This window comes from Pseudactinotalea sp., assembly GCF_048594945.1.
Lineage (GTDB): Bacteria > Actinomycetota > Actinomycetes > Actinomycetales > Beutenbergiaceae > Pseudactinotalea.
Genome location: NZ_JBMDXJ010000104.1, coordinates 1 through 17432, shown reverse-complemented (window position 1 = coordinate 17432; position 17432 = coordinate 1). Strand labels below are relative to the sequence as shown.

Here is a 17432-nt window from a genome sequence, read left to right as displayed (position 1 = left end):
GAGAACGACCGTGTGGCCGCCGAGCGCGCGATCGAGTACATGGGCCTGATCCCCGGCCAGCCGCTGCGCGAGATCCACGTGGACACCGTGTTCATCGGCTCCTGCACGAACGGGCGCATCGAGGACCTGAGGTCGGTCGCGAAGGTGTTCAAGGACCGCCGCAAGGCCGACGATGTGCGCGTGCTCGTGGTGCCCGCCTCGGCGCGCGTGCGCCTGCAGGCCGAGGCCGAGGGGCTCGATGCGATCTTCCTCGACTTCGGTGCCGAGTGGCGCAACGCCGGCTGCTCGATGTGCCTGGGCATGAACCCCGACCAGCTGCAGCCGGGGGAGCGGGCGGCGTCCACGTCGAACCGCAACTTCGAGGGCCGGCAGGGCAAGGGAGGTCGCACCCACCTGGTGTCACCACTGGTCGCCGCGGCCACTGCGATCCGCGGCACGCTGTCCTCGGTCGCTGATCTCGCCGCTGACGACCCGAGCTTCGCCGCGCTGGACGTGGCCGAGCTGGACGGGTCGCCGCTGGCGCCGCTCGACCCCCGCGTCCCGGTCCAGGTCTGAGCGAGCGAGGAAGGACAGAGCCATGGAGAAGTTCACCACCCACACCGGCATCGGCGTCCCGCTGCGCCGCAGCAACGTCGACACCGACCAGATCATCCCCGCCGTCTACCTCAAGCGGGTCACCCGCACCGGTTTCGAGGACGCGCTGTTCTCGGCCTGGCGGAACGACCCGAACTTCGTGCTCAACCAGGACGCCTATCGCGCCGGCTCGGTACTCGTGGCCGGGCCGGACTTCGGTACCGGATCCTCGCGTGAGCACGCCGTCTGGGCGCTCAAGGACTACGGCTTCCGCGTGGTGCTGTCCACCCGGTTCGCCGACATCTTCCGAGGCAAATCCGGCAAGCAGGGGCTGCTCGCGGCCCAGCTCTCCCAGGAGGACATCGAGCTGATCTGGAAGATCCTCGAGTCCGAGCCGGGCACCGAGATCACCGTCGACCTGGGGGCCCGCACGGTCACCTGCGGCGATGTGGTCGCCGCATTCCAGGTGGACGACTACACGCGCTGGCGCCTGATGGAGGGCCTCGACGACATCGGTCTCACGCTCGAGCACGAGGCCGACATCACCGCGTTCGAGCAGTCGCGGCCGAGCTACAAGCCCGCGACGCTGCCCGCCAAGCACCTGCCGAGCGCCCCGATCAAGGCGGCACGCCCGATCGCGCTCCCGATCACCCCGGTCTGAGGCTGCTGGGCGCATGCTCCGTGTGCCGCGGCGCCGCTGTGCCGGGTGCGACGTACAGTTGTCGGCGTCCCGGGCGCCTAGCCGGCGTGGGTGGACGTCAGTCGAACGGACGGGGTGTCATGAGCGAGCTGCGGGTGCATGGGGGAACCCCGCTTACCGGTGAGATCACGGTGCGCGGGGCCAAGAACTTCGTGTCGAAGGCCATGGTGGCGGCGGTTCTGGGCGACAGTCCCAGCGAACTGCGCAACGTCCCACAGATCAAGGACGTCAAGGTCGTCTCCGACATCCTGCGGCTGCACGGTGTCCACGTGGAACGGGACCGCGAGGCCGGCGTGGTCACGATGGACCCGCAGCGGGTCGAGACGGCGCACATGGCGGAGGTCAACGCGCACGCGGGCTCCTCCCGGATCCCGATCCTCCTGTGCGGGCCGCTCGTTCATCGGCTGGGGGAGGCGTTCATTCCCGACCTGGGCGGTTGCCACATCGGTGACCGACCGATCGACTACCACCTGAGCATCCTGCGCGAGTTCGGCGCGCGGGTGGACAAGCTGGAGTCGGGCATCAGCATCACGGCGCCGAACGGGCTCACCGGGACCCAGGTGGAGCTGCCGTACCCGAGCGTGGGCGCGACCGAACAGCTGCTGCTGACCGCGGTACGCGCGCGCGGCAAGACCGAGCTGCGCAACGCCGCGATCGAGCCCGAGATCATGGACCTGATCTCCGTGCTGCAGCGCATGGGCGCGATCATCTCCGTGGACCCCGGTCGCGTGATCCGGGTCGAGGGAGTAGAGAGTCTGCGCGGCTACACCTTCACCGCGCTGCCCGATCGCATCGAGGCGGCCTCATGGGGTGCGGCCGCCCTCGCGACCCACGGCGACATCTACGTGCGCGGCGCCCATCAGGCCGACATGGTCACGTTCCTCAATACCTTCCGCAAGGTCGGCGGTGCGTTCGACATCGACGACGACGGGATCCGGTTCCGTCACCCCGGCACCGAGCTCAAGGCGATCGCTCTCGAGACCGACGTGCACCCGGGCTTCATGACGGACTGGCAGCAGCCGCTGGTCGTGGCGCTCACGCAGGCGTCGGGCTTGTCGATCGTGCACGAGACCGTGTACGAGAACCGGTTCGGCTTCACCGAGGCGCTCAAGGAGATGGGCGCCACCATCCAGGTGTACCGCGAGTGCCTGGGTGGCGGTCCGTGCCGGTTCGGGCAGAAGAACTTCTTTCACTCGGCGATCATCTCCGGCCCCACACCGCTGCACGCTGCCGACATCGTGGTGCCGGACCTGCGCGGGGGCTTCAGCCACCTCATCGCGGCGCTCGCTGCGGAGGGCACCTCGAACGTCCGCGGTATCGAGCTCATCAATCGCGGCTACGAGAACTTCGAGGGCAAGCTCGAGGCGCTCGGCGCCAAGTTCGAGACCGTCTGAGCAGGGCAGTTCTCACCCGGTCGTGCGGACGCGGCCGGGCTGCAGCCATGACAGGATCGACGCAGGGGGCTGAGGTGCCCCCCGCTACTGCAGGGAGAGTGGTCGATGAGCCAGCTGGCCGATGCCGCGCGAAAGATCGCGCAGAATCCCAACGTGAGGGCCGCCGTCGGGCAGGCAGTGAGCTCGGCAACCGAGGGGACCTCGGTAGCCCAGGCCGCGCAGTCGTTCGGGTTGAATCCGCAGGACTTCCCGGGTGCACGCCCGGAGGGCAACTCGGCCGGGACTCGGATCGCCGCGGTGACGTGCTCGATCGACGAGGCCGCCGAGGTGCTGTCGCGCAGCCACTACGAACAGGGACCCACGGGCGCGGTGCACGTGATCACCCCGATGGTGATGCCGAAGTCGCGGCGCATCCGGGGCCTGCTGCCGGTGTTCCTCGCCGTGGTCATCGGCGTCGCCGGTTACCTCGTGCTGCTGCCGTTCGGGCTCTCCAACGCCGTGTTCGGGCCGCACTACTGGGTGCTCGTACTGCTCACCGCCTTCTACCGCTACTGGCGGCAGGGGATGGTGATGGTGCCCGAGGGGTGCCGCGCACTGATCTCCCGGTTCGGCAAGGTCGAGGCCGAGGTCGGACCGGGGCTGGTGACGCTGCTCAACCCGTGGAAGCGCGTCTCGTACATCGTCAACACCACGCGCGAGTACCCGTTCAACGCGCCGATCCGGCAGGCGCCCACGAAGTCGGGCGTGCAGGCGAGCGTGGATCTGTTCCTGCAGTTCAAGATCACCAACGCCCGTGAGTTCGTGTTCGTGCTCGGTGCCGTGCAGGGCTTCCAGGACAAGCTCAACAACGCGATCTCGGAGACCACACGGTCGCTCATCTACGAGCAGGAGGCCTCCGGGATCTACGACCTGGTGGGCGAGAGCACATCGCGGCTGCTCGAGCAGCTCAACGCTCAGTTCCAGCCTGCGGTGCAGCTGACCACGGCAAACATCACGCACGCGGAGCCAGCCAGTCAGGAATACCGGATGGACCTTGCCGCCCCCGAGATGGTGCGGGTGGCGAAGGAGGCGTACACGTACGAGTACGAGCTGCAGCTGCGCAAGGAACAGAACGAGGGCGATCTGAACAAGGACCTCGCCTCGCTCAACGAGACCTTGTCGGCGATCCAGGCCGATATCGCCCGCTACCAGGCGCAGATGGACACCGCGCTCGAGCGCGAGACCAACCGCGCGAACGCGCTGGCCAGGCAGCGGTTCGTGGAGTCGGAGTCGACCGCGAACGCCAACGCGGCGCTGCTGGAGGCGCAGGCGCTCGACATCCAGGCGCTGAGCGCGGCGCTCGCACCGGAGATCCTCAACTACACCTACCAGCAGGACGTGCTCACGAAGCTGGAGTCGCTCGCGGAGTCGTTGCCGCAGATCGTGCGCGTGGGCGGCGAGGGTGAGGGCGTGGACTACCTGGCGATCGCCCGGGACCTGATCGGGGGGTCCGACGCGCAGCTGTTCTCCTCGGACGACATGCAGGCGATCACGGCCCGGCGGGCGGAGATCGCCGATCGGGTGGCCGGTCGCGAGGACCGGATCGAGGGTCTGCTGAAGCCACCGGAGGAGACGCAGGTGGAGATCGTGACACCGCAGGAGGAGGACGCGGTCCCGGGTGCCGACCGCGTCGAGGAGATCCGTCGGTCGGTGGCGATGGAGCCTGACCAGCCGACCGTCGAGCAGGAGGGGACGAACGATGGCTGAGCAGGTGTCGGTGCGTGCGGTCCGGGGTGCCGGGATGAGCTCGATCAAGGAGGCGCTCGCCGGTTGGGGCGATGTCGCGGCGTTGCTGCGAGGTGGCGAGGACGGCGCACTGGTGCCGGTGGTGATCCCGCGCGACAGCCGCGGGACCAGGTGGCTCGTGCTGGTGTGGTTGGCGGTGTGGTCGATCGCCAGCTCGGTGCTGCTGCGCCTCGCCGACGCGCCCATGCTGAGCACCGTGACGCTGGTCGCGGGGATCGTGCTGGTGCTCCTGGCCGCGGTCTGGTGGTGGCGGTCCTCGATCGTGGAGATCGAGGAGGGCACGATCGGTGTGCTGACCACGTTCGGGGCGATCACGGGCCCGGGCCTCTCACCCGGCCGGCACTACCTGTGGCACCCCTGGAAGAGGGTCGCGTACGTGGTCGACGTGACCACCGAGATCCCGTACTCGGCTCCGGTGCTGAGCTCGCCGACCAACGAGAACGTGCCGCTGAAGTCGATCGAGTTCTTCCTGCGGTTCCGGATCCTCGACGCGATCAAGTTCGTGCAGACGATCGGCGCCGGCAACTTCGACCTCGTGCTCTCGAACTCGGTGCAGGATGCGATCCGGCAGCGCTCGCGTCAGGTCTACACCGAGCGCGCGTACGACCTGCGCGGCTCCGACGTCAAGGACATGCAGGATCTGCTCAACCGGCAGCTGACGCCGTACGGCGTGCAGATCATCGGATGCAACATCCCGGACGTGCAGCTGCCCGAGGAGTACCGCGAGCACCTCGCCACGCGCGAGCGGGTGTCCAAGGAGCGCGCCGCGTACGAGAAGGAGTGGGAACTGGCGCGCAAGCGCCGCGTCGACACCCTGCTGATGGAGATCGAGCGGAGCAAGAAGGTCCGCGACGCCAAGATCGTGGAGGTCAACGCCGCGCTCAACAAGGCCCGCCAGGACGTGGCGCAGATGCTCGAGGAGCGCGAGACCGAGGCGCAGAAGATCCGCTACGAGATCGAGACCCGGGCCCGCACCAACCTCGTGGCCGCGCAGGGTGAGGCGAAGGCGCGCGAGCAGCTCGCCACCGCGTACAAGGACAACCGGGCGGTGCTCGCCTACGAGCTGGCTCGACGGCGTCTCGACGTGGGTGCATTGCTCGCCGAGGCTGCTCCTCGCCCGGTGATCGTCAAGACCGACTCCTCCGGCGGCACCGATTCCTCGGCCTTGTCCACGCTGCTGCTCGCGCAGCTGCTGCCGGGCCTGGGCGAGCAGAGCCGGCAGGTGCTGCCGACCGTGCGTCAGCCCGAGTAGCGACCCGCGGGCAGCCCGGCCACGCCTGGCCGGCACCGGAAGAGGCTGCCGAGGTGGTTGTCCGGGTCGAGCGCCGTCGGGTCGTCGAGCTGGTGGCCGGTGGTGATGTAGAGGTCGCGCAGGTCGGGGCCGCCGAACGCACACGAGGAGGGGTTGGCCACCGGCACCGGGATACGTCCTGCGAGCGCGCCGTCCGGGGCGTAGCGGCGCACCTCGCCGCCGGAGTACATGGCGACCCACAGGTAGCCCTGGGCATCGACGGTCATGCCGTCCGGTAGCTCGCCCTCCGCGAACGTGACCAGGGCGCGGGCACCGCTCAGGGTGCCCGCCGCGCCGGCGGTGCTCTCGAAGTCGAACGCCCACACTCCGGGCACGGTGTCGATCAGGTACATGGTGGTGTCGTCGGGGCTCCAGTCGAGCCCGTTCGCGAGCGTGAGACCCGTCACGACGGCGGAGGCTGAGCCATCCGCGTCGAGTCGCCAGAGCGTGGACTCGCCCGGGGTGAAGTCGTAGGCGTTCGTGCCGGCCCAGAACCGGCCGAAGCGGTCGCACTTGCCGTCGTTGGCGCGGTGCGTGGGGCCGAGTCCCAGGTCGACGAGCGGTGTCAGGTCGCCGGTCTCCGAGAGCGTGGCGAAGCCGTTCTCGACCGCGAGCACGAAGCCGCCTGAGGAGCGCAGCGCCGCGGCGCCCACCGGTGTGCCCACGTCCAGCCCGCGGTCCGTGCCGGTGGCCGGGTCGAACCGGTGCACCTCGCCCTTGATCAGGTTCACCCAGACGAGCTCCTGGGCGTCCTCGTCCCACACCGGGCCTTCTCCGAGGTGCGCGCGACTGTCCAGCACCAGGTCGACCTCGATGTCCATCACACTCCCTCGCAGCGCCGACGGTACTCGGGCGGGAGCCTATCCCGCGGGTATCACCCCGAGGTGAGTGCCCACCGGTGGCCGAAGGGATCGACCAGCCACCCCAGCCGTTCGCCCCAGGGTTGGTCGGTCGGCTTGCGGTCGACCGTGGCACCGCAGCTGATGGCGGCGTCGTAGGTGGCGTCGACGTCATCGACCGTGAGCACCAGCGCGGAGGTGCTGTGCCCGAGAGCGGCCGGGGCGTAGGCACCGTGCTGCCTGCTCTCGTCGGACAGGAAGAACACGTCCCGGCCGATCCTCAGCTCGGCATGGCCGATCGTGCCGTCCGCACCCGTGTATCGCTCGCCGGACTCCTCGGCGCCGAACGCGGCGGCATAGAACGCGATGGCGTCCGCGGCGTCGTGCACCGTGAGGTACGGGATCAGTGCCATTGCCCGACCGTAGACCCATGACGTTCGTCATGGGGTGCCGATGAGCGCTGCATCCGAACCGGTGACCGCGGACACTGGGCCGATCGCGGCCGGACCGGCACGCTGGAGGACATGAACACACCAGTGATCACCGCCACCGGCGTCCGGCGCACATACCGTGGATCGGGCGCACCGTTCGAGGCCGTGCGCGGCGTCGATCTCCAGATCCAGCAGGGCGAGCTGTTCGCGCTGCTCGGCACCAACGGCGCCGGCAAGACCTCACTGCTGGAGGTCGTCGAGGGCATCGCCCCTGCCAGCGACGGCGAGGTCCGCGTATTCGGCATGGACCCCTATCGCGAGCGGGCCGAGGTCCGCACCCGCACCGGAATCATGCTGCAGGAGGCGGGCTTCCCCGCCGACGTGCGCGCCGGCGAGATGGTCACCACCTGGGCGGCCACGCAGAGCCGGCGCAGCGACGATGACGTGCTCGCAGCCGTGGGGCTCTCTCATCGCGCCGGTGTCGCCGTGTCCAGCCTGTCCGGAGGCGAGCGCCGCCGCCTCGACCTCGCGCTCGCGTTGCTCGGTCGCCCCGAGCTGCTCTTCCTCGACGAGCCGACCACGGGCCTGGACCCCGAGTCCCGCCGCGATGCGTGGAGCATCGTGCGCTCACGACTCAACGACGGCGTGACGGTGCTGCTGACCACGCACTACCTCGAGGAGGCCGAGGAGCTCTCCGACCGGCTCGCGATCATGCACGCCGGCCAGATCGTGCGTGAAGGCACCGTGGCCGACATCGTGGCCGACGAGCCCGCACGCATCACGATGACGATTCCGGCCGATGCGCCGGCGCCGCCCCCGCTGTTCGGCAGCGTGCAGCAGGAGCGCGGCGTGGGCGGTACCCGGTACACCATCACCACACCGCAGCTGCAGGACGACATGCTCACGCTGCTCGTCTGGGCGCGCGAGGAGCGCGTCACCATCGGTGACCTCGACGCCCGCGCCGCCTCGCTCGAGCAGGCCTTCCTCTCGATCGCCGCAGGAGCCGGCTCGCTTCCCGAGCCCGCCGCCGCCTGACCACTCGACCTACCACAGGAGCGCACCATGGCGACCACAGCCCCCAGTCCCGCCCGTACGCATGAGCGAGGCTCCGCCGTCGGGCGGGTCTTTGCCCTTGCCAAGCTCGAGATGACCCTGCTGATCAGGAACAAGACCGCGCTGTTCAATGCCTTGACGCTCGGTCCGCTGATGGTCATCCTCATCAACTCGTTCCAGATGCCCGGCATGGACAGCGACCGCACCGAGGTGGTCACGAACCTCATGGCCTCGCTCGTGGTGTTCGCGATCGTGTTCGCGGGCTACTACAACCTCTGCACCACCGCCGTGGCACGCCGCGAGGAGCTGATGCTGAAGCGGCTGACCACGGGTGAGGTGCAGCGGTGGGAGGTCTTGACCGCGATGGCGGTCCCGGCGCTGTCGATCATCCTGGCGCAGGTCATTCTCGGTGGTATCGCGATCGCCGTGCTCGTGGGCATGCCCTCGATGGTCAACCCCGTGCTGCTCGTGCTCGGGCTCGTGCTCGGCTTCTCCGGGCTCGCCGTGCTCGGATACGCCACGGCGACCATCACGCGCACCGTCGAGGCCGCCCAGATCACCACGCTGCTGCCGCTGGCTGTGCTGATCTTCCTCTCCGGTTCGACCTTCCCGTTCGCTCTCATGCCCGACGTGATGCGCACGATCGCCGAGCTGACACCGCTCGCGGCGGCGAACCAGCTGATGACGCTAGGCCTGTCCGGCACGGCGTCCGACGGGGGCACGCACGACTTCGCCCAGACGTTCGTGGCCGGGCTCGTGCCTACCATCGTGCTGCTCGCATGGATCGCGATCGGCGGCTACCTCGTGCAGAAGAAGATGCCCTGGGAGCCACGCCGGTAGGTTGACTCCGGTGACCACCTCGACGCCCGGGCTGTTCCGCTGGAGACAGTGGAGCAGCCCAGAGCGCTTCGAGGTCATGACGCGTTGGTCAATGTATGCGGTCTTCAGTCTCGAGGTGCTCTTCGGGCTGATACTGCTGACTGGCTCGGCTCGGTATGAGGGTGCGTGGCCCCTCGTGTACGTCGGACTCATCTGCGTGCATGCTGTCCTCGCTGCGCGCGTGTTCGTGCCGGCGATGAGCAGCTACAGCGGCCGCAGCACGTTCCCGCGGCTGCGGCTGCTGTGGCTGCTGGTCGCGACCGTCGCGGCCTGTGCCGTGGCGATCGTCGGCTATCCCGGACCCGACTCGGTCGGTACGCCGACCGCGGTGATGCTGCCGCTCGTGGCAGCGGTGGCTGCCGTCAGCCCGCTGCCGCGGCGGCTCTGGCACATGTGCGCCATGGCGGTCGGCGTGATGCTCGTCGGCGCCGGCGTGCTCGCGCTGGTAGGAGTGCCGCGCGCCAGCGTGCTCGCCCTGATGATCGGCGGCAGCCTCGCCGCCCTGGGTGTCGCGCTCTCGTGCCGCCTGTCGGTCTGGACCATGCGCGTGGTCTGGGAGCTCCAGGATGCGCGGGACGTGGCCGGGCGGCTCGCTGTGGCCGAGGAACGGCTGCGGTTCTCACGGGATCTGCACGACGTGTTCGGGCGCACCTTGTCCACCGTGGCGGTCAAGAGCGAGCTCGCGGCAGCGCTCGCGGAACGAGGTGACCCACGTGGGCCGGCCGAGATGCTCGAGGTGCGGCAGCTGGCGCACGACGCGCTGCGCGAGGTTCGCGGCGTCATCCAGGGCTACCGGTCTGCCGACCTCGACACCGAGATCGCGGGCGCACGCGAGCTGCTGCGTTCGGCGGGTGTCACGTGCCGCGTCGCAGGCGAAGGGCTCGACCTGCCGGAGCCCGTGGCCGCCGCCGTGGCCTGGGTGGTGCGGGAGGCGGTCACCAATGTGGTGCGACACGCCGACGCCACCCACTGCGAGATCGACGTCCGCGTCCTCGAAGCAACGTGCCGGGTCCGGATCAGCAACGACGGCGCTCCGGCGATCACCGACCCGATCACAGCAGGCAACGGACTGCGTGGGCTGCGGGAGCGGCTCGCGAGCAGGGGCGGCACGTTCGACGTCACTGCGCGTGGCGGCACGTTCGTGGTCACCGCCGAGGTCCCGCTGCGGGAGGATGACGCCCCATGACGATCACCGTGCTGCTGGCCGACGACGAGACGCTGATCCGTGACGCCGTCGCTGCGCTGCTGGGGCTGCAGGACGACCTCGAGGTGGTAGCGGTGGCCGGCTCGGGTGACGAGGCGTTGGCGGCGGCCCTGAAGCACCGGCCCGACGTGGCGCTGCTGGACCTGCAGATGCCGGGCCTCGACGGCATCGAGGTCGCGGAGCAGCTCGCCACGCAGCTGCCGGAGTGTGCGTGCGTGATCGTGACCAGCCACGGCAGACCGGGATACCTGCGGCGCGCACTCGAGACCGGTGTGCGGGGCTTTCTGCCGAAGACATCGTCGGCGGCCGTGCTCGCCGAGGCCGTACGAACCGTGCATCGCGGTGGCCGGTACGTGGACCCTGAGCTGGCAGCCGATGCGATCGCCGCCGGCGCCAGCCCGCTGACCACGCGTGAGAGTGACGTGCTGGAGCTGGCGGCAGGTGGAGCCCCCGTGGAGGAGATCGCCTCCCGTGCGCACCTCTCGCCGGGCACCGTGCGCAACTATCTCTCCGCCGCTGTCGCCAAGCTCGGTGTCGCCAACCGGCACGAGGCCGTGCGGGTCGCGCGGGAGCGTGGGTGGCTGTGAGCGCCGGGCGGCCCAAGCCGCCGTGGGTGTTTCGCGCGATCGTCGCCACGCTGCGGCCGCTGATGGCCCTGATCACCCGGCCGCGGCGCTGGCGTGGAGCGGAGCACCTTCCCGACGGTCCGTTCATCGTGGTGGCCAACCACCTCTCGACCTTCGACCCGTTCACGATGATCCACTTCCTCGTGGACCACGGTGTGTGGCCGTGCGTGATGGCGAAGGAGTCGCTGTGGCGCTACCCCGTGGTGGGCTGGGTGATGCGGCAGGTCAAGGCGGTCCCGGTGCACCGGGAGACCGCTGGCGCCCGGGGTGCGCTCGCGGACGCCGAGGCCGCGCTCGCGGCCGGCTACGCCGTGCTGGTCTACCCGGAGGGCACCACCACGCAGGACCCGGACCTGTGGCCGATGAAGGCCAAGACCGGGGTGGCGCGGCTGGCGCTGCGCACGGGTGCGACCGTGGTGCCGGTGACGCAGTGGGGTGCGCAGAACGTCATCCCGGCCACCGGCACCGGGTTCCGCCCGTTCCCGCCCGCGTCCTCGGACGTGGTGGCCGGCCCGCCGGTGGACCTGAGCGACCTGCTCGAGCGCGCCGATGAGCCTGAGGCATGGGTGGAGGCGACCGCCAGGATGATGACCCGGCTCACGGATCAGCTGGTACAGATCCGCGGTGAGGAACCGCCGGAGACGCCGTTCGTGCGGCGCCCGCACACACCGCGCTAGCTATCGAGATCCTGCACGTCCACCACGAGGCGGGAGGGCTCGCTGAGCGTGAAGACCCGGAAGATCTCCACGTCGTCGAGGCCGAGGTAGACGGTGCTGTAGCCCTCGAACGACCCGTCCACGAAGACGTCGTCGATCACCTCGGTGTCCGGGTCGAACTGCTGGGGGCCGTCGTAGTAGGCAGACATGTCGGTCGCCATGATGTGTGTCGCGCTGACCTGCAGGATCGCGTCGCCGTCGAGCGTGATCGACTCGCCGCTGCCCTCCCGCACGGCCTCCTCGACATACCCCACCCGCCAGCCTGGCTCACCGTCGCCCTCGAACTCCAGGACCAGGCGGTCGAAGTCTGCGTGCTCGGCCACGCGTACGTCCGTGAGGACCAGCTCGGACTCGAAGGCCTCGTTGGCCTGGTCGTCGGTGGTCTCGGGCCAGGCAGGGCCGTCGGCGTCCTCGCCCGACGGCGTCTCCTCGGTCGGGTCCTCGGTGGTGGGTTCGTCGGTGGTCGGCTCGTCCGAGGTGGCGGCGCTGGTGGGCTCGTCGGTGGGGTCGCTCGTAGGGTCGTCACCGCCGCCGGTACCGCAGGCAGTCACGAGGCTCGCCGTGGCGGCCAACGTCAGCAGGGTCCTGATCGTGCCTCGTCGCATCGCGTCCTCCTCGGATCGGTGTGTCGCCAGCCTAGGCAGGGATGCTCAGGAACTCCGGGAGAACACGACGAGCCGGTTGGAGACAAGATCGTGCGGCAGCCGGTCCCACACGATCGGCACGGTTCGCCCGTGGTCCAGCACGCCGGAGACCGCAGCCGTGACGTCGGCGATGAGCGGGGTGACCTCACCCTCGTGCCGGATGTCGGCGAGGTCGAGCGCGAGGTGACCCCCCGGGCGGAGCAGGTCGCGGACCTGCCCTGCGACCGCGGTGAGATCGCGCAGATAGGTGCGGTAGTCGCCGTCATCCCTCTCATAGGCGGTGAGCGGATTCGCGGGGTGGTCGTTCGCCGTCATCCAGGGAGGCGAGGTGAGCGCGAGCGCGACCGAGCCGGCTGCGAGATCGGTGAGATCGCGGAGCCCGCGGGCATCGCCCTCGATCACGACGGCGCCCGGCACCCGTGCGCGGATCGTCGCCACCCGCTCGGGCAGCAATTCGACGCCTACGGCTGGGCGTCCCAACTCGTGCGCCACCTCCAGGGTGGTTCCGAAGCCGGCGAACGGGTCGAGGACGAGCTCGCCGGGGGCGGTGAGTGTCTCGATCACGGTGCGGGCGAGGCCGCGGGTGAAGTGGACGTCCTCCTCGGCGTCGGGGTGCCGCTCAGCCTCGAGCTCGGCGAGCGTCGCGCGGATCTCGGTGGGGAGATTCACCGTTGGCTGGTCTCGAGCGCGGCTACAAGATCGGCTGCGAGGTCCTCGACGTCCTCGATGCCGACCGAGAGACGGAGCAGGTCGTCGGGCACGGTGGCGGGCTCGGCGGGGAGCCGGCGACGCCGCTCGATGAGGGACTCGACGCCGCCGAGGCTGGTGGCGGGCGTCCAGAGGTTGACGGTGCGGGCGACGGTGGCGGCGGCCTCGACGCCGCCGCGGGGGCGGAGCGTGATGATCGAGCCGAAGCCGCTCATCTGAGCGCGTGCCCGATCGTGCTGCGGGTGGCTGGGCAGCCCGGGGTGGCGCACCTCGAGCGCTGCGGGATGGGCCTCGAGTCGTTGGGCCAGCTCGAGGGCGCTCGCCTGGGAGCGCTGGACGCGGAGGGCGAGCGTGCGCAGCCCACGCAGCGCCAGCCAGGCCTCCCATGGGCCGGGGATGGCGCCATGCACGTCGCGCTGCGTCTTCAGCCGCGACCAGAGGTCGGGGTTGTCGGTGACGGCGGCGCCCATGACGACGTCGGAGTGTCCGGCCAGGTACTTGGTCACCGAGTGCACCACCACGTCGGCGCCCAGGGCGAGCGGCTGCTGGGCGAGCGGGGTGGCGAAGGTGTTGTCGGCGATCACCGTGCCGCCGCGGGCGTGGGTCGCTTCAACGAGCGCGGGGATGTCCGCGATCTCGAGCATCGGGTTGGTCGGGGACTCGAGCCACAGCGTGGGGGAGTCGGCACCGTTGAGCGCCGCCGTGACCGACTCGGTCTCGGCGATGTCGACCTCGATCACGGTGAGGTCTCGCTCCTCGGCGTGGGCGCGGGCCGCGACGAGCGAGACGTTGTAGCTGTGGCGAGGGATCGCGAGGGTGCCGTTGCGAGGTACCAGCGACAGTGCCGCACTGATCGCCGCCATGCCGGACCCGTAGACCAGGGCCCGCTGCGTGGAGCCCTCGAGCGCGCCGATCGCGTCCTCCAGGCCGCGCCACGACTCGGTGTCGTATCGGGCGTAGAGGAGATCGTCGGGGCCGGGGCTGTCCACGCCCACGTACGTCGACGACAGCACCACCGGCGGGTTCACCGGTGCCCCGGTCACGCGCGGCGGTCGACCTGCCGCGACGACGAGGGAATCGGGTCGGAGGCCGTTGATGTCCGTCACGAGATGAGGGTACGGGGCGGATAAAGCCAGGGTTGCCGGCTGGCCTCTCAGGCGCTCGACGGTTCGACAGAATAGTGGGATGAAGCTCCCGTGCGACAGCCACGTCCACAGCGAGTGGTCCTGGGACACCGGTGGGCCGCTGTCGGACGTGGCCGGGACGATGGAGCGCACCTGCGCCCGCGCGATCGAGGTCGAGCTGCCGGCACTCGTCTTCACCGACCACGCGGATGCCGGCAGCTGGCTGGCGAGCCACAGTGACGTCTCCGAGTACCCTCACCTGATTCACGAGGGTCGGATGGTGCCGCCGCGTTTCGATGCCGCCGGCTACCTGGCCTCGATCGAGCGCTGCCGCGAACGGTTCCCACAGCTGCGGATCCTCACCGGCGTGGAGCTGGGGCAGCCGCATCTCGTCACGACCGAGGTCTCCGAGCACGTGGACCTGGCGGGCCTGGACCGCGTGATCGGGTCGCTGCACACCCTCGCGATCGGCGACGACCGTGCCGAGCCGGCCGCTCTCTACGAACGGTGGGGCGCGGAGACGGTGATGTGGCGGTACCTGGAGGAGATGGTGGTGATGGTCGCCGGCACCGAGCCCTACGAGGTCGTGACCCACCTCGACTACGCGGTCCGCACCTGGCCCACCGGCCAGGCTGGCCCCTTCTGTGTCGAGACGTTCGAGGAAGGGTTCCGCGAGGCGATGCGCGCGATCGCGCACAGCGGGCGGGCGCTCGAGATGAGCGCGGCGCGGCTGCGGCCGTGGATGCCGCAGTGGTGGGCCGCGGCCGGCGGCCGCGCCGTCTCGTTCGCCAGCGACGCGCACCTCCCCGGCGCGCTCGGGGTGAGATTCGCCGACGCTGTCGCCATGGTCGAGGCGGCCGGATTCCGCCCCGGCGCGGGCATCGCCGATCTGTGGTGGCGCTAGCGCGCAGACTCACGACGCGTCGACCGCTCTCGGCGGTTTGTCAGGTCGATCCGGCCTCTGGAGGTGGGTGCGGGAGCCTCGTGGGCGAGCGATGCAACGCCCCGCACCTGCGGCCCCGTGCTCGTGACGACCTGGGGCGTGTCGATGTCCCCGCTGCCGGTGGCGCGGGGTTCGGGGCGGGGTGGTCAGAAGGGTGGTGGGCCGAGGGCGCCGGGGTCGGCTTCGAGTTCCGGGAGTGGGGAGCCGGGGGAGACTGGTCGGCGGCCCGCCGCGGCTGCGGCGGCATCGGTCGCACTCGTCGCGCTCGCGCTGTCGGTGTCTGTGCAGGTGGGGCAGTGTTCGTCGTCGCAGTAGCGTCGGTGATGTCTGAGGTAGTCGGTGGTGCCGTCGCGGTTGCGTCGGATGCGGAGTCCGTGTGGGGTGCGCCAGAGGACGGCTCCGTTGGTGAGCACGGTGTAGGTGTAGCCGTGGTGGGTCTTGAGGTTGTGGTACAGCTGGCACAGCAGTGCGAGTCCGCTGGTCTCGGTCTGGCCGCCGTTCTCGGGGTGCTCGTGGTCGTAGGGGGTGGTGTGGTCGTACTGGCAGTAGAGGCCTTGGGCGTGGCAGCCGGGGAACTGGCAGGTGCCGTCGCGGAGTCGGACGTGTTCCTTGATTCTGCCGGGGACCTCGTAGGCGCTGGCGTGCTGGTGTCCGTTGAGGTCGAGCACGGGGCGGATGATCGCGGTGGTGTGGGGGTCGTTGACCCATTCCCGGATGGTCTCGGCAGTGATCGGGGTGTCGGTGTTCTCGACCCGGCCCATGTGCACCCGTCCCGACCTGTTGTCGCGGCGGATCATGTCCAGGATGGCGGTCTCGGTCAGGTGGGCGTAGAGCACGATCTTGCGCTTCGACGCCGCTGACCGACGTGGTGGTTCTGGACCCTCCGCACCATCACCACCGCTCTCGCTGTTGTTCTGCTCGCCGGTGGTGTGGGTGAGGTAGTCGCGGGCGAGGTCGCCCAGGGCGCGGGCTCTGCGGACGTCGAGAGGGTCTTCTGATCCCCAGGCAGCGAGCTGGGCCGCGCCTTGGGAGAGCGCGGCCTCCAGGTCGTGGGCGTCGGGCAGGTCGATGTTGCCGGTGATCGGTGTCAGGCCAGCAAGGGTGGTGCTGCGGAGGTCGACGTTCAGGTGGCGCTGTTCGGCGCGCTGCGCGGCCAGCTCGGCTGCCAGGTCCTGGTCGTGGCGCGCCATCGCTGTCGCCATCAGCCCTTCGAGTTGCGGACCGGAGACCCGGTCAGCCAGCGGGGCAAGTTCGCGGTCCACGAACGCCGCCGCCAGGCGCGCCAGAGGCCGGGTGGCTTGGGCGACCTTGCGAGCCCGGCAGGGCTTGACCTCGCCGGCTACTAGCCGGGTCCACAGGTGGGGGAGCCGGTAGGCCAGTTCCAGGGCGTCGGCGAGCAGGCGCCCGGCGGCCTGGGTCGAAACCCCCAGGGCCAGGCCGAGCTCGGCGACAGCGGCGCGGTCCACGTCCGGGACCCCGGTGGCGGTGAGATCCTCCCGCACCGGCCGATCACCGGTGCCGGTGGGGGTGTAGATCGCGGCCGCATCCCGGGCGAACAGCGGCGGGTTCATCACCGCCCAGTCCACGGCATCGATGAGGACCTGCACCTCGGCCGCATCCGCGGCCTGACGCGCGTGCCGCGCGGACCCGAGGACCTCGTCCGCACCCCGCACCGGCCCGGCGGCCGCAGCCGCCGAACCGGTGGAAGGAGTGGTCGTCGTGGTCATGAATCCAACCTAGGTGCGACCACTGACATTGAGCCTCGGTGCGCTGCAGGGAGCCGGCGCCCACAGGAGGAGGCGACTCCGCCACAGGAGGCGACTCTGTGGGAGAGGCGACCGTGCGGAGCGGCGACCCCGCCGACGAGAGCCAACACCACGAAGGAACGCGACATCAAAGGCGCACGCCTATCCCAGGGACGCCGGATACCGACCCAGCCATTCCTCCGCAAGCGCCCCGCCTCCGCAACCGCCCCGCCCCTCGCAGGTACCCTGACCCTCGATGACCAAGACGAAGGTCGCCGTGGTGTTCGGCGGCAAGAGCTCCGAGCACACGATCAGCTGCCTCACGGCCTCCGGGGTGCTCGCGGCCATCGACCGCGACCGGTACGACGTGGTCCCTATCGGCGTCACCCGCGAGGGCCGCTGGGTCGTGGCCGCCGATGAGGCGGACCGCTGGGCGATCGGCCCGGGGCGGCTCCCCGAGGTCACCGACGCCGACGGCGCCGAGGTCACCGTCCCCATGGGGGCCGCGGGCACGCTCACGGTCACCGAGCCGGGCGCGGTGCCGGACCAGCTCGCCCAGGTGGACGTCGTGTTCCCGCTCCTGCACGGACCGTTCGGCGAGGACGGCACGCTCCAGGGGCTGCTCGAGCTCGCGGACGTGCGGTACGTCGGCGCGGGCGTGCTCGCGTCGGCGGTCGGCATGGACAAGCACTACATGAAGGTCGTGCTGGCGGAGGCCGGCATCCCGGTCGGCCCGTACGTGAGCGTGACGGCGCGGCAGTGGCGCACGAACCCGGG

17 protein-coding genes and 1 pseudogene are annotated in these 17432 nt (G+C 70.3%); 12 read left to right on the top strand and 6 right to left on the bottom strand.

Going from position 1 to position 17432, the window contains the following annotated elements; translation table 11 throughout:
- The 5 genes from ACOJSN_RS04955 to ACOJSN_RS04935 form a co-directional block, all read left to right on the top strand.
- Positions 1-555 (top strand): aconitase family protein (locus ACOJSN_RS04955; RefSeq protein WP_420111400.1); only part of this gene is annotated, 555 nt, incomplete at its 5' end.
- 22 nt (positions 556-577) lie between these two features.
- A complete protein-coding gene (gene leuD, locus ACOJSN_RS04950) occupies positions 578-1234 on the top strand; it encodes a 3-isopropylmalate dehydratase small subunit (RefSeq protein WP_420111399.1) in 657 nt (218 codons plus the stop codon).
- Positions 1235-1353: 119 nt separating this feature from the next.
- Entirely contained in the window at positions 1354-2667 is a 1314-nt protein-coding gene (gene murA, locus ACOJSN_RS04945; RefSeq protein ID WP_420111398.1) for a UDP-N-acetylglucosamine 1-carboxyvinyltransferase, read from the top strand.
- Positions 2668-2772: 105 nt separating this feature from the next.
- Complete coding sequence (locus ACOJSN_RS04940; protein WP_420111397.1) at positions 2773-4413, top strand: SPFH domain-containing protein; 1641 nt, start codon at positions 2773-2775, stop codon at positions 4411-4413.
- The gene (locus tag ACOJSN_RS04935; protein ID WP_420111396.1) at positions 4406-5704 is read left to right on the top strand and encodes an SPFH domain-containing protein; all 1299 of its coding nucleotides are present in this window, start codon (positions 4406-4408) and stop codon (positions 5702-5704) included. Before ACOJSN_RS04940 ends, ACOJSN_RS04935 begins: the two co-directional genes overlap by 8 nt.
- On the opposite strand, the gene ACOJSN_RS04930 is transcribed toward ACOJSN_RS04935, so the two are convergent.
- Both ACOJSN_RS04930 and ACOJSN_RS04925 read right to left on the bottom strand, forming a co-directional pair.
- Positions 5692-6564, bottom strand: a complete 873-nt coding sequence (locus tag ACOJSN_RS04930; RefSeq protein WP_420111395.1) for an SMP-30/gluconolactonase/LRE family protein — start codon at positions 6562-6564, stop codon at positions 5692-5694. The two genes, ACOJSN_RS04935 and ACOJSN_RS04930, sit on opposite strands and share 13 nt — an antisense overlap.
- Before the next feature lie 53 nt (positions 6565-6617).
- Entirely contained in the window at positions 6618-6995 is a 378-nt protein-coding gene (locus ACOJSN_RS04925; RefSeq protein WP_420111394.1) for a VOC family protein, read from the bottom strand.
- Between the two features lie 111 nt (positions 6996-7106).
- Here ACOJSN_RS04925 and ACOJSN_RS04920 point away from each other — a divergent pair, with 111 nt between their 5' ends.
- The 5 genes from ACOJSN_RS04920 (at position 7107) to ACOJSN_RS04900 (ending at position 11452) form a co-directional block, all read left to right on the top strand.
- A complete protein-coding gene (locus ACOJSN_RS04920; protein WP_420111393.1) occupies positions 7107-8048 on the top strand; it encodes an ABC transporter ATP-binding protein in 942 nt (313 codons plus the stop codon).
- Between the two features lie 27 nt (positions 8049-8075).
- Positions 8076-8906: an ABC transporter permease gene (locus tag ACOJSN_RS04915; RefSeq protein ID WP_420111392.1), complete on the top strand. Its 831-nt coding sequence runs from the start codon at positions 8076-8078 to the stop codon at positions 8904-8906.
- A gap of 76 nt (positions 8907-8982) precedes the next feature.
- A complete protein-coding gene (locus ACOJSN_RS04910) occupies positions 8983-10131 on the top strand; it encodes a sensor histidine kinase (RefSeq protein ID WP_420111391.1) in 1149 nt (382 codons plus the stop codon).
- Positions 10128-10736 (top strand): response regulator transcription factor, encoded by a 609-nt coding sequence (locus ACOJSN_RS04905; RefSeq protein ID WP_420111390.1) that lies wholly within the window; start codon positions 10128-10130, stop codon positions 10734-10736. The genes ACOJSN_RS04910 and ACOJSN_RS04905 overlap by 4 nt, the downstream gene beginning before the upstream one ends.
- A complete protein-coding gene (locus ACOJSN_RS04900; RefSeq protein ID WP_420111389.1) occupies positions 10727-11452 on the top strand; it encodes a lysophospholipid acyltransferase family protein in 726 nt (241 codons plus the stop codon). Before ACOJSN_RS04905 ends, ACOJSN_RS04900 begins: the two co-directional genes overlap by 10 nt.
- On the opposite strand, the gene ACOJSN_RS04895 is transcribed toward ACOJSN_RS04900, so the two are convergent.
- From ACOJSN_RS04895 to ACOJSN_RS04885, 3 genes are read right to left on the bottom strand one after another with little or no spacing between them, the layout of a single operon-like run.
- Positions 11449-12096: an AMIN-like domain-containing (lipo)protein gene (locus tag ACOJSN_RS04895; RefSeq protein ID WP_420111388.1), complete on the bottom strand. Its 648-nt coding sequence runs from the start codon at positions 12094-12096 to the stop codon at positions 11449-11451. The two genes, ACOJSN_RS04900 and ACOJSN_RS04895, sit on opposite strands and share 4 nt — an antisense overlap.
- 45 nt (positions 12097-12141) lie before the next feature.
- Positions 12142-12804 (bottom strand): DNA methyltransferase, encoded by a 663-nt coding sequence (locus tag ACOJSN_RS04890; RefSeq protein WP_420111387.1) that lies wholly within the window; start codon positions 12802-12804, stop codon positions 12142-12144.
- On the bottom strand, positions 12801-13949 hold the full coding sequence (locus ACOJSN_RS04885) for a trans-sulfuration enzyme family protein (RefSeq protein WP_420111386.1): 1149 nt from the start codon (positions 13947-13949) through the stop codon (positions 12801-12803). The genes ACOJSN_RS04890 and ACOJSN_RS04885 overlap by 4 nt, the downstream gene beginning before the upstream one ends.
- 79 nt (positions 13950-14028) lie before the next feature.
- Here ACOJSN_RS04885 and ACOJSN_RS04880 point away from each other — a divergent pair, with 79 nt between their 5' ends.
- Positions 14029-14871, top strand: a complete 843-nt coding sequence (locus ACOJSN_RS04880) for a PHP domain-containing protein (RefSeq protein WP_420111385.1) — start codon at positions 14029-14031, stop codon at positions 14869-14871.
- A gap of 185 nt (positions 14872-15056) precedes the next feature.
- Here the strand turns inward: ACOJSN_RS04880 and ACOJSN_RS04875 are convergent, their stop codons facing one another.
- Positions 15057-16637: a DUF222 domain-containing protein gene (locus ACOJSN_RS04875; RefSeq protein ID WP_420111384.1), complete on the bottom strand. Its 1581-nt coding sequence runs from the start codon at positions 16635-16637 to the stop codon at positions 15057-15059.
- 274 nt (positions 16638-16911) lie between these two features.
- On the opposite strand from ACOJSN_RS04875, the pseudogene ACOJSN_RS04870 reads away from it, so the two are divergent.
- A pseudogene (locus ACOJSN_RS04870) lies at positions 16912-17432 on the top strand (D-alanine--D-alanine ligase A); the annotation flags it as partial.

What these genes read in the sequence shown, in the direction of transcription:
- leuD (WP_420111399.1), top strand. Translation starts at nt 578, where the DNA reads ATGGAGAAGTTCACCACCCACACCGGCATCGGCGTCCCGCTGCGCCGC.
- murA (WP_420111398.1), top strand. Translation starts at nt 1,354, where the DNA reads ATGAGCGAGCTGCGGGTGCATGGGGGAACCCCGCTTACCGGTGAGATC.
- ACOJSN_RS04940 (WP_420111397.1), top strand. Translation starts at nt 2,773, where the DNA reads ATGAGCCAGCTGGCCGATGCCGCGCGAAAGATCGCGCAGAATCCCAAC.
- ACOJSN_RS04935 (WP_420111396.1), top strand. Translation starts at nt 4,406, where the DNA reads ATGGCTGAGCAGGTGTCGGTGCGTGCGGTCCGGGGTGCCGGGATGAGC.
- ACOJSN_RS04930 (WP_420111395.1), bottom strand. Translation starts at nt 6,564, where the DNA reads ATGGACATCGAGGTCGACCTGGTGCTGGACAGTCGCGCGCACCTCGGA.
- ACOJSN_RS04925 (WP_420111394.1), bottom strand. Translation starts at nt 6,995, where the DNA reads ATGGCACTGATCCCGTACCTCACGGTGCACGACGCCGCGGACGCCATC.
- ACOJSN_RS04920 (WP_420111393.1), top strand. Translation starts at nt 7,107, where the DNA reads ATGAACACACCAGTGATCACCGCCACCGGCGTCCGGCGCACATACCGT.
- ACOJSN_RS04915 (WP_420111392.1), top strand. Translation starts at nt 8,076, where the DNA reads ATGGCGACCACAGCCCCCAGTCCCGCCCGTACGCATGAGCGAGGCTCC.
- ACOJSN_RS04910 (WP_420111391.1), top strand. Translation starts at nt 8,983, where the DNA reads ATGACGCGTTGGTCAATGTATGCGGTCTTCAGTCTCGAGGTGCTCTTC.
- ACOJSN_RS04905 (WP_420111390.1), top strand. Translation starts at nt 10,128, where the DNA reads ATGACGATCACCGTGCTGCTGGCCGACGACGAGACGCTGATCCGTGAC.
- ACOJSN_RS04895 (WP_420111388.1), bottom strand. Translation starts at nt 12,096, where the DNA reads ATGCGACGAGGCACGATCAGGACCCTGCTGACGTTGGCCGCCACGGCG.
- ACOJSN_RS04880 (WP_420111385.1), top strand. Translation starts at nt 14,029, where the DNA reads ATGAAGCTCCCGTGCGACAGCCACGTCCACAGCGAGTGGTCCTGGGAC.
- ACOJSN_RS04875 (WP_420111384.1), bottom strand. Translation starts at nt 16,637, where the DNA reads ATGACCACGACGACCACTCCTTCCACCGGTTCGGCGGCTGCGGCCGCC.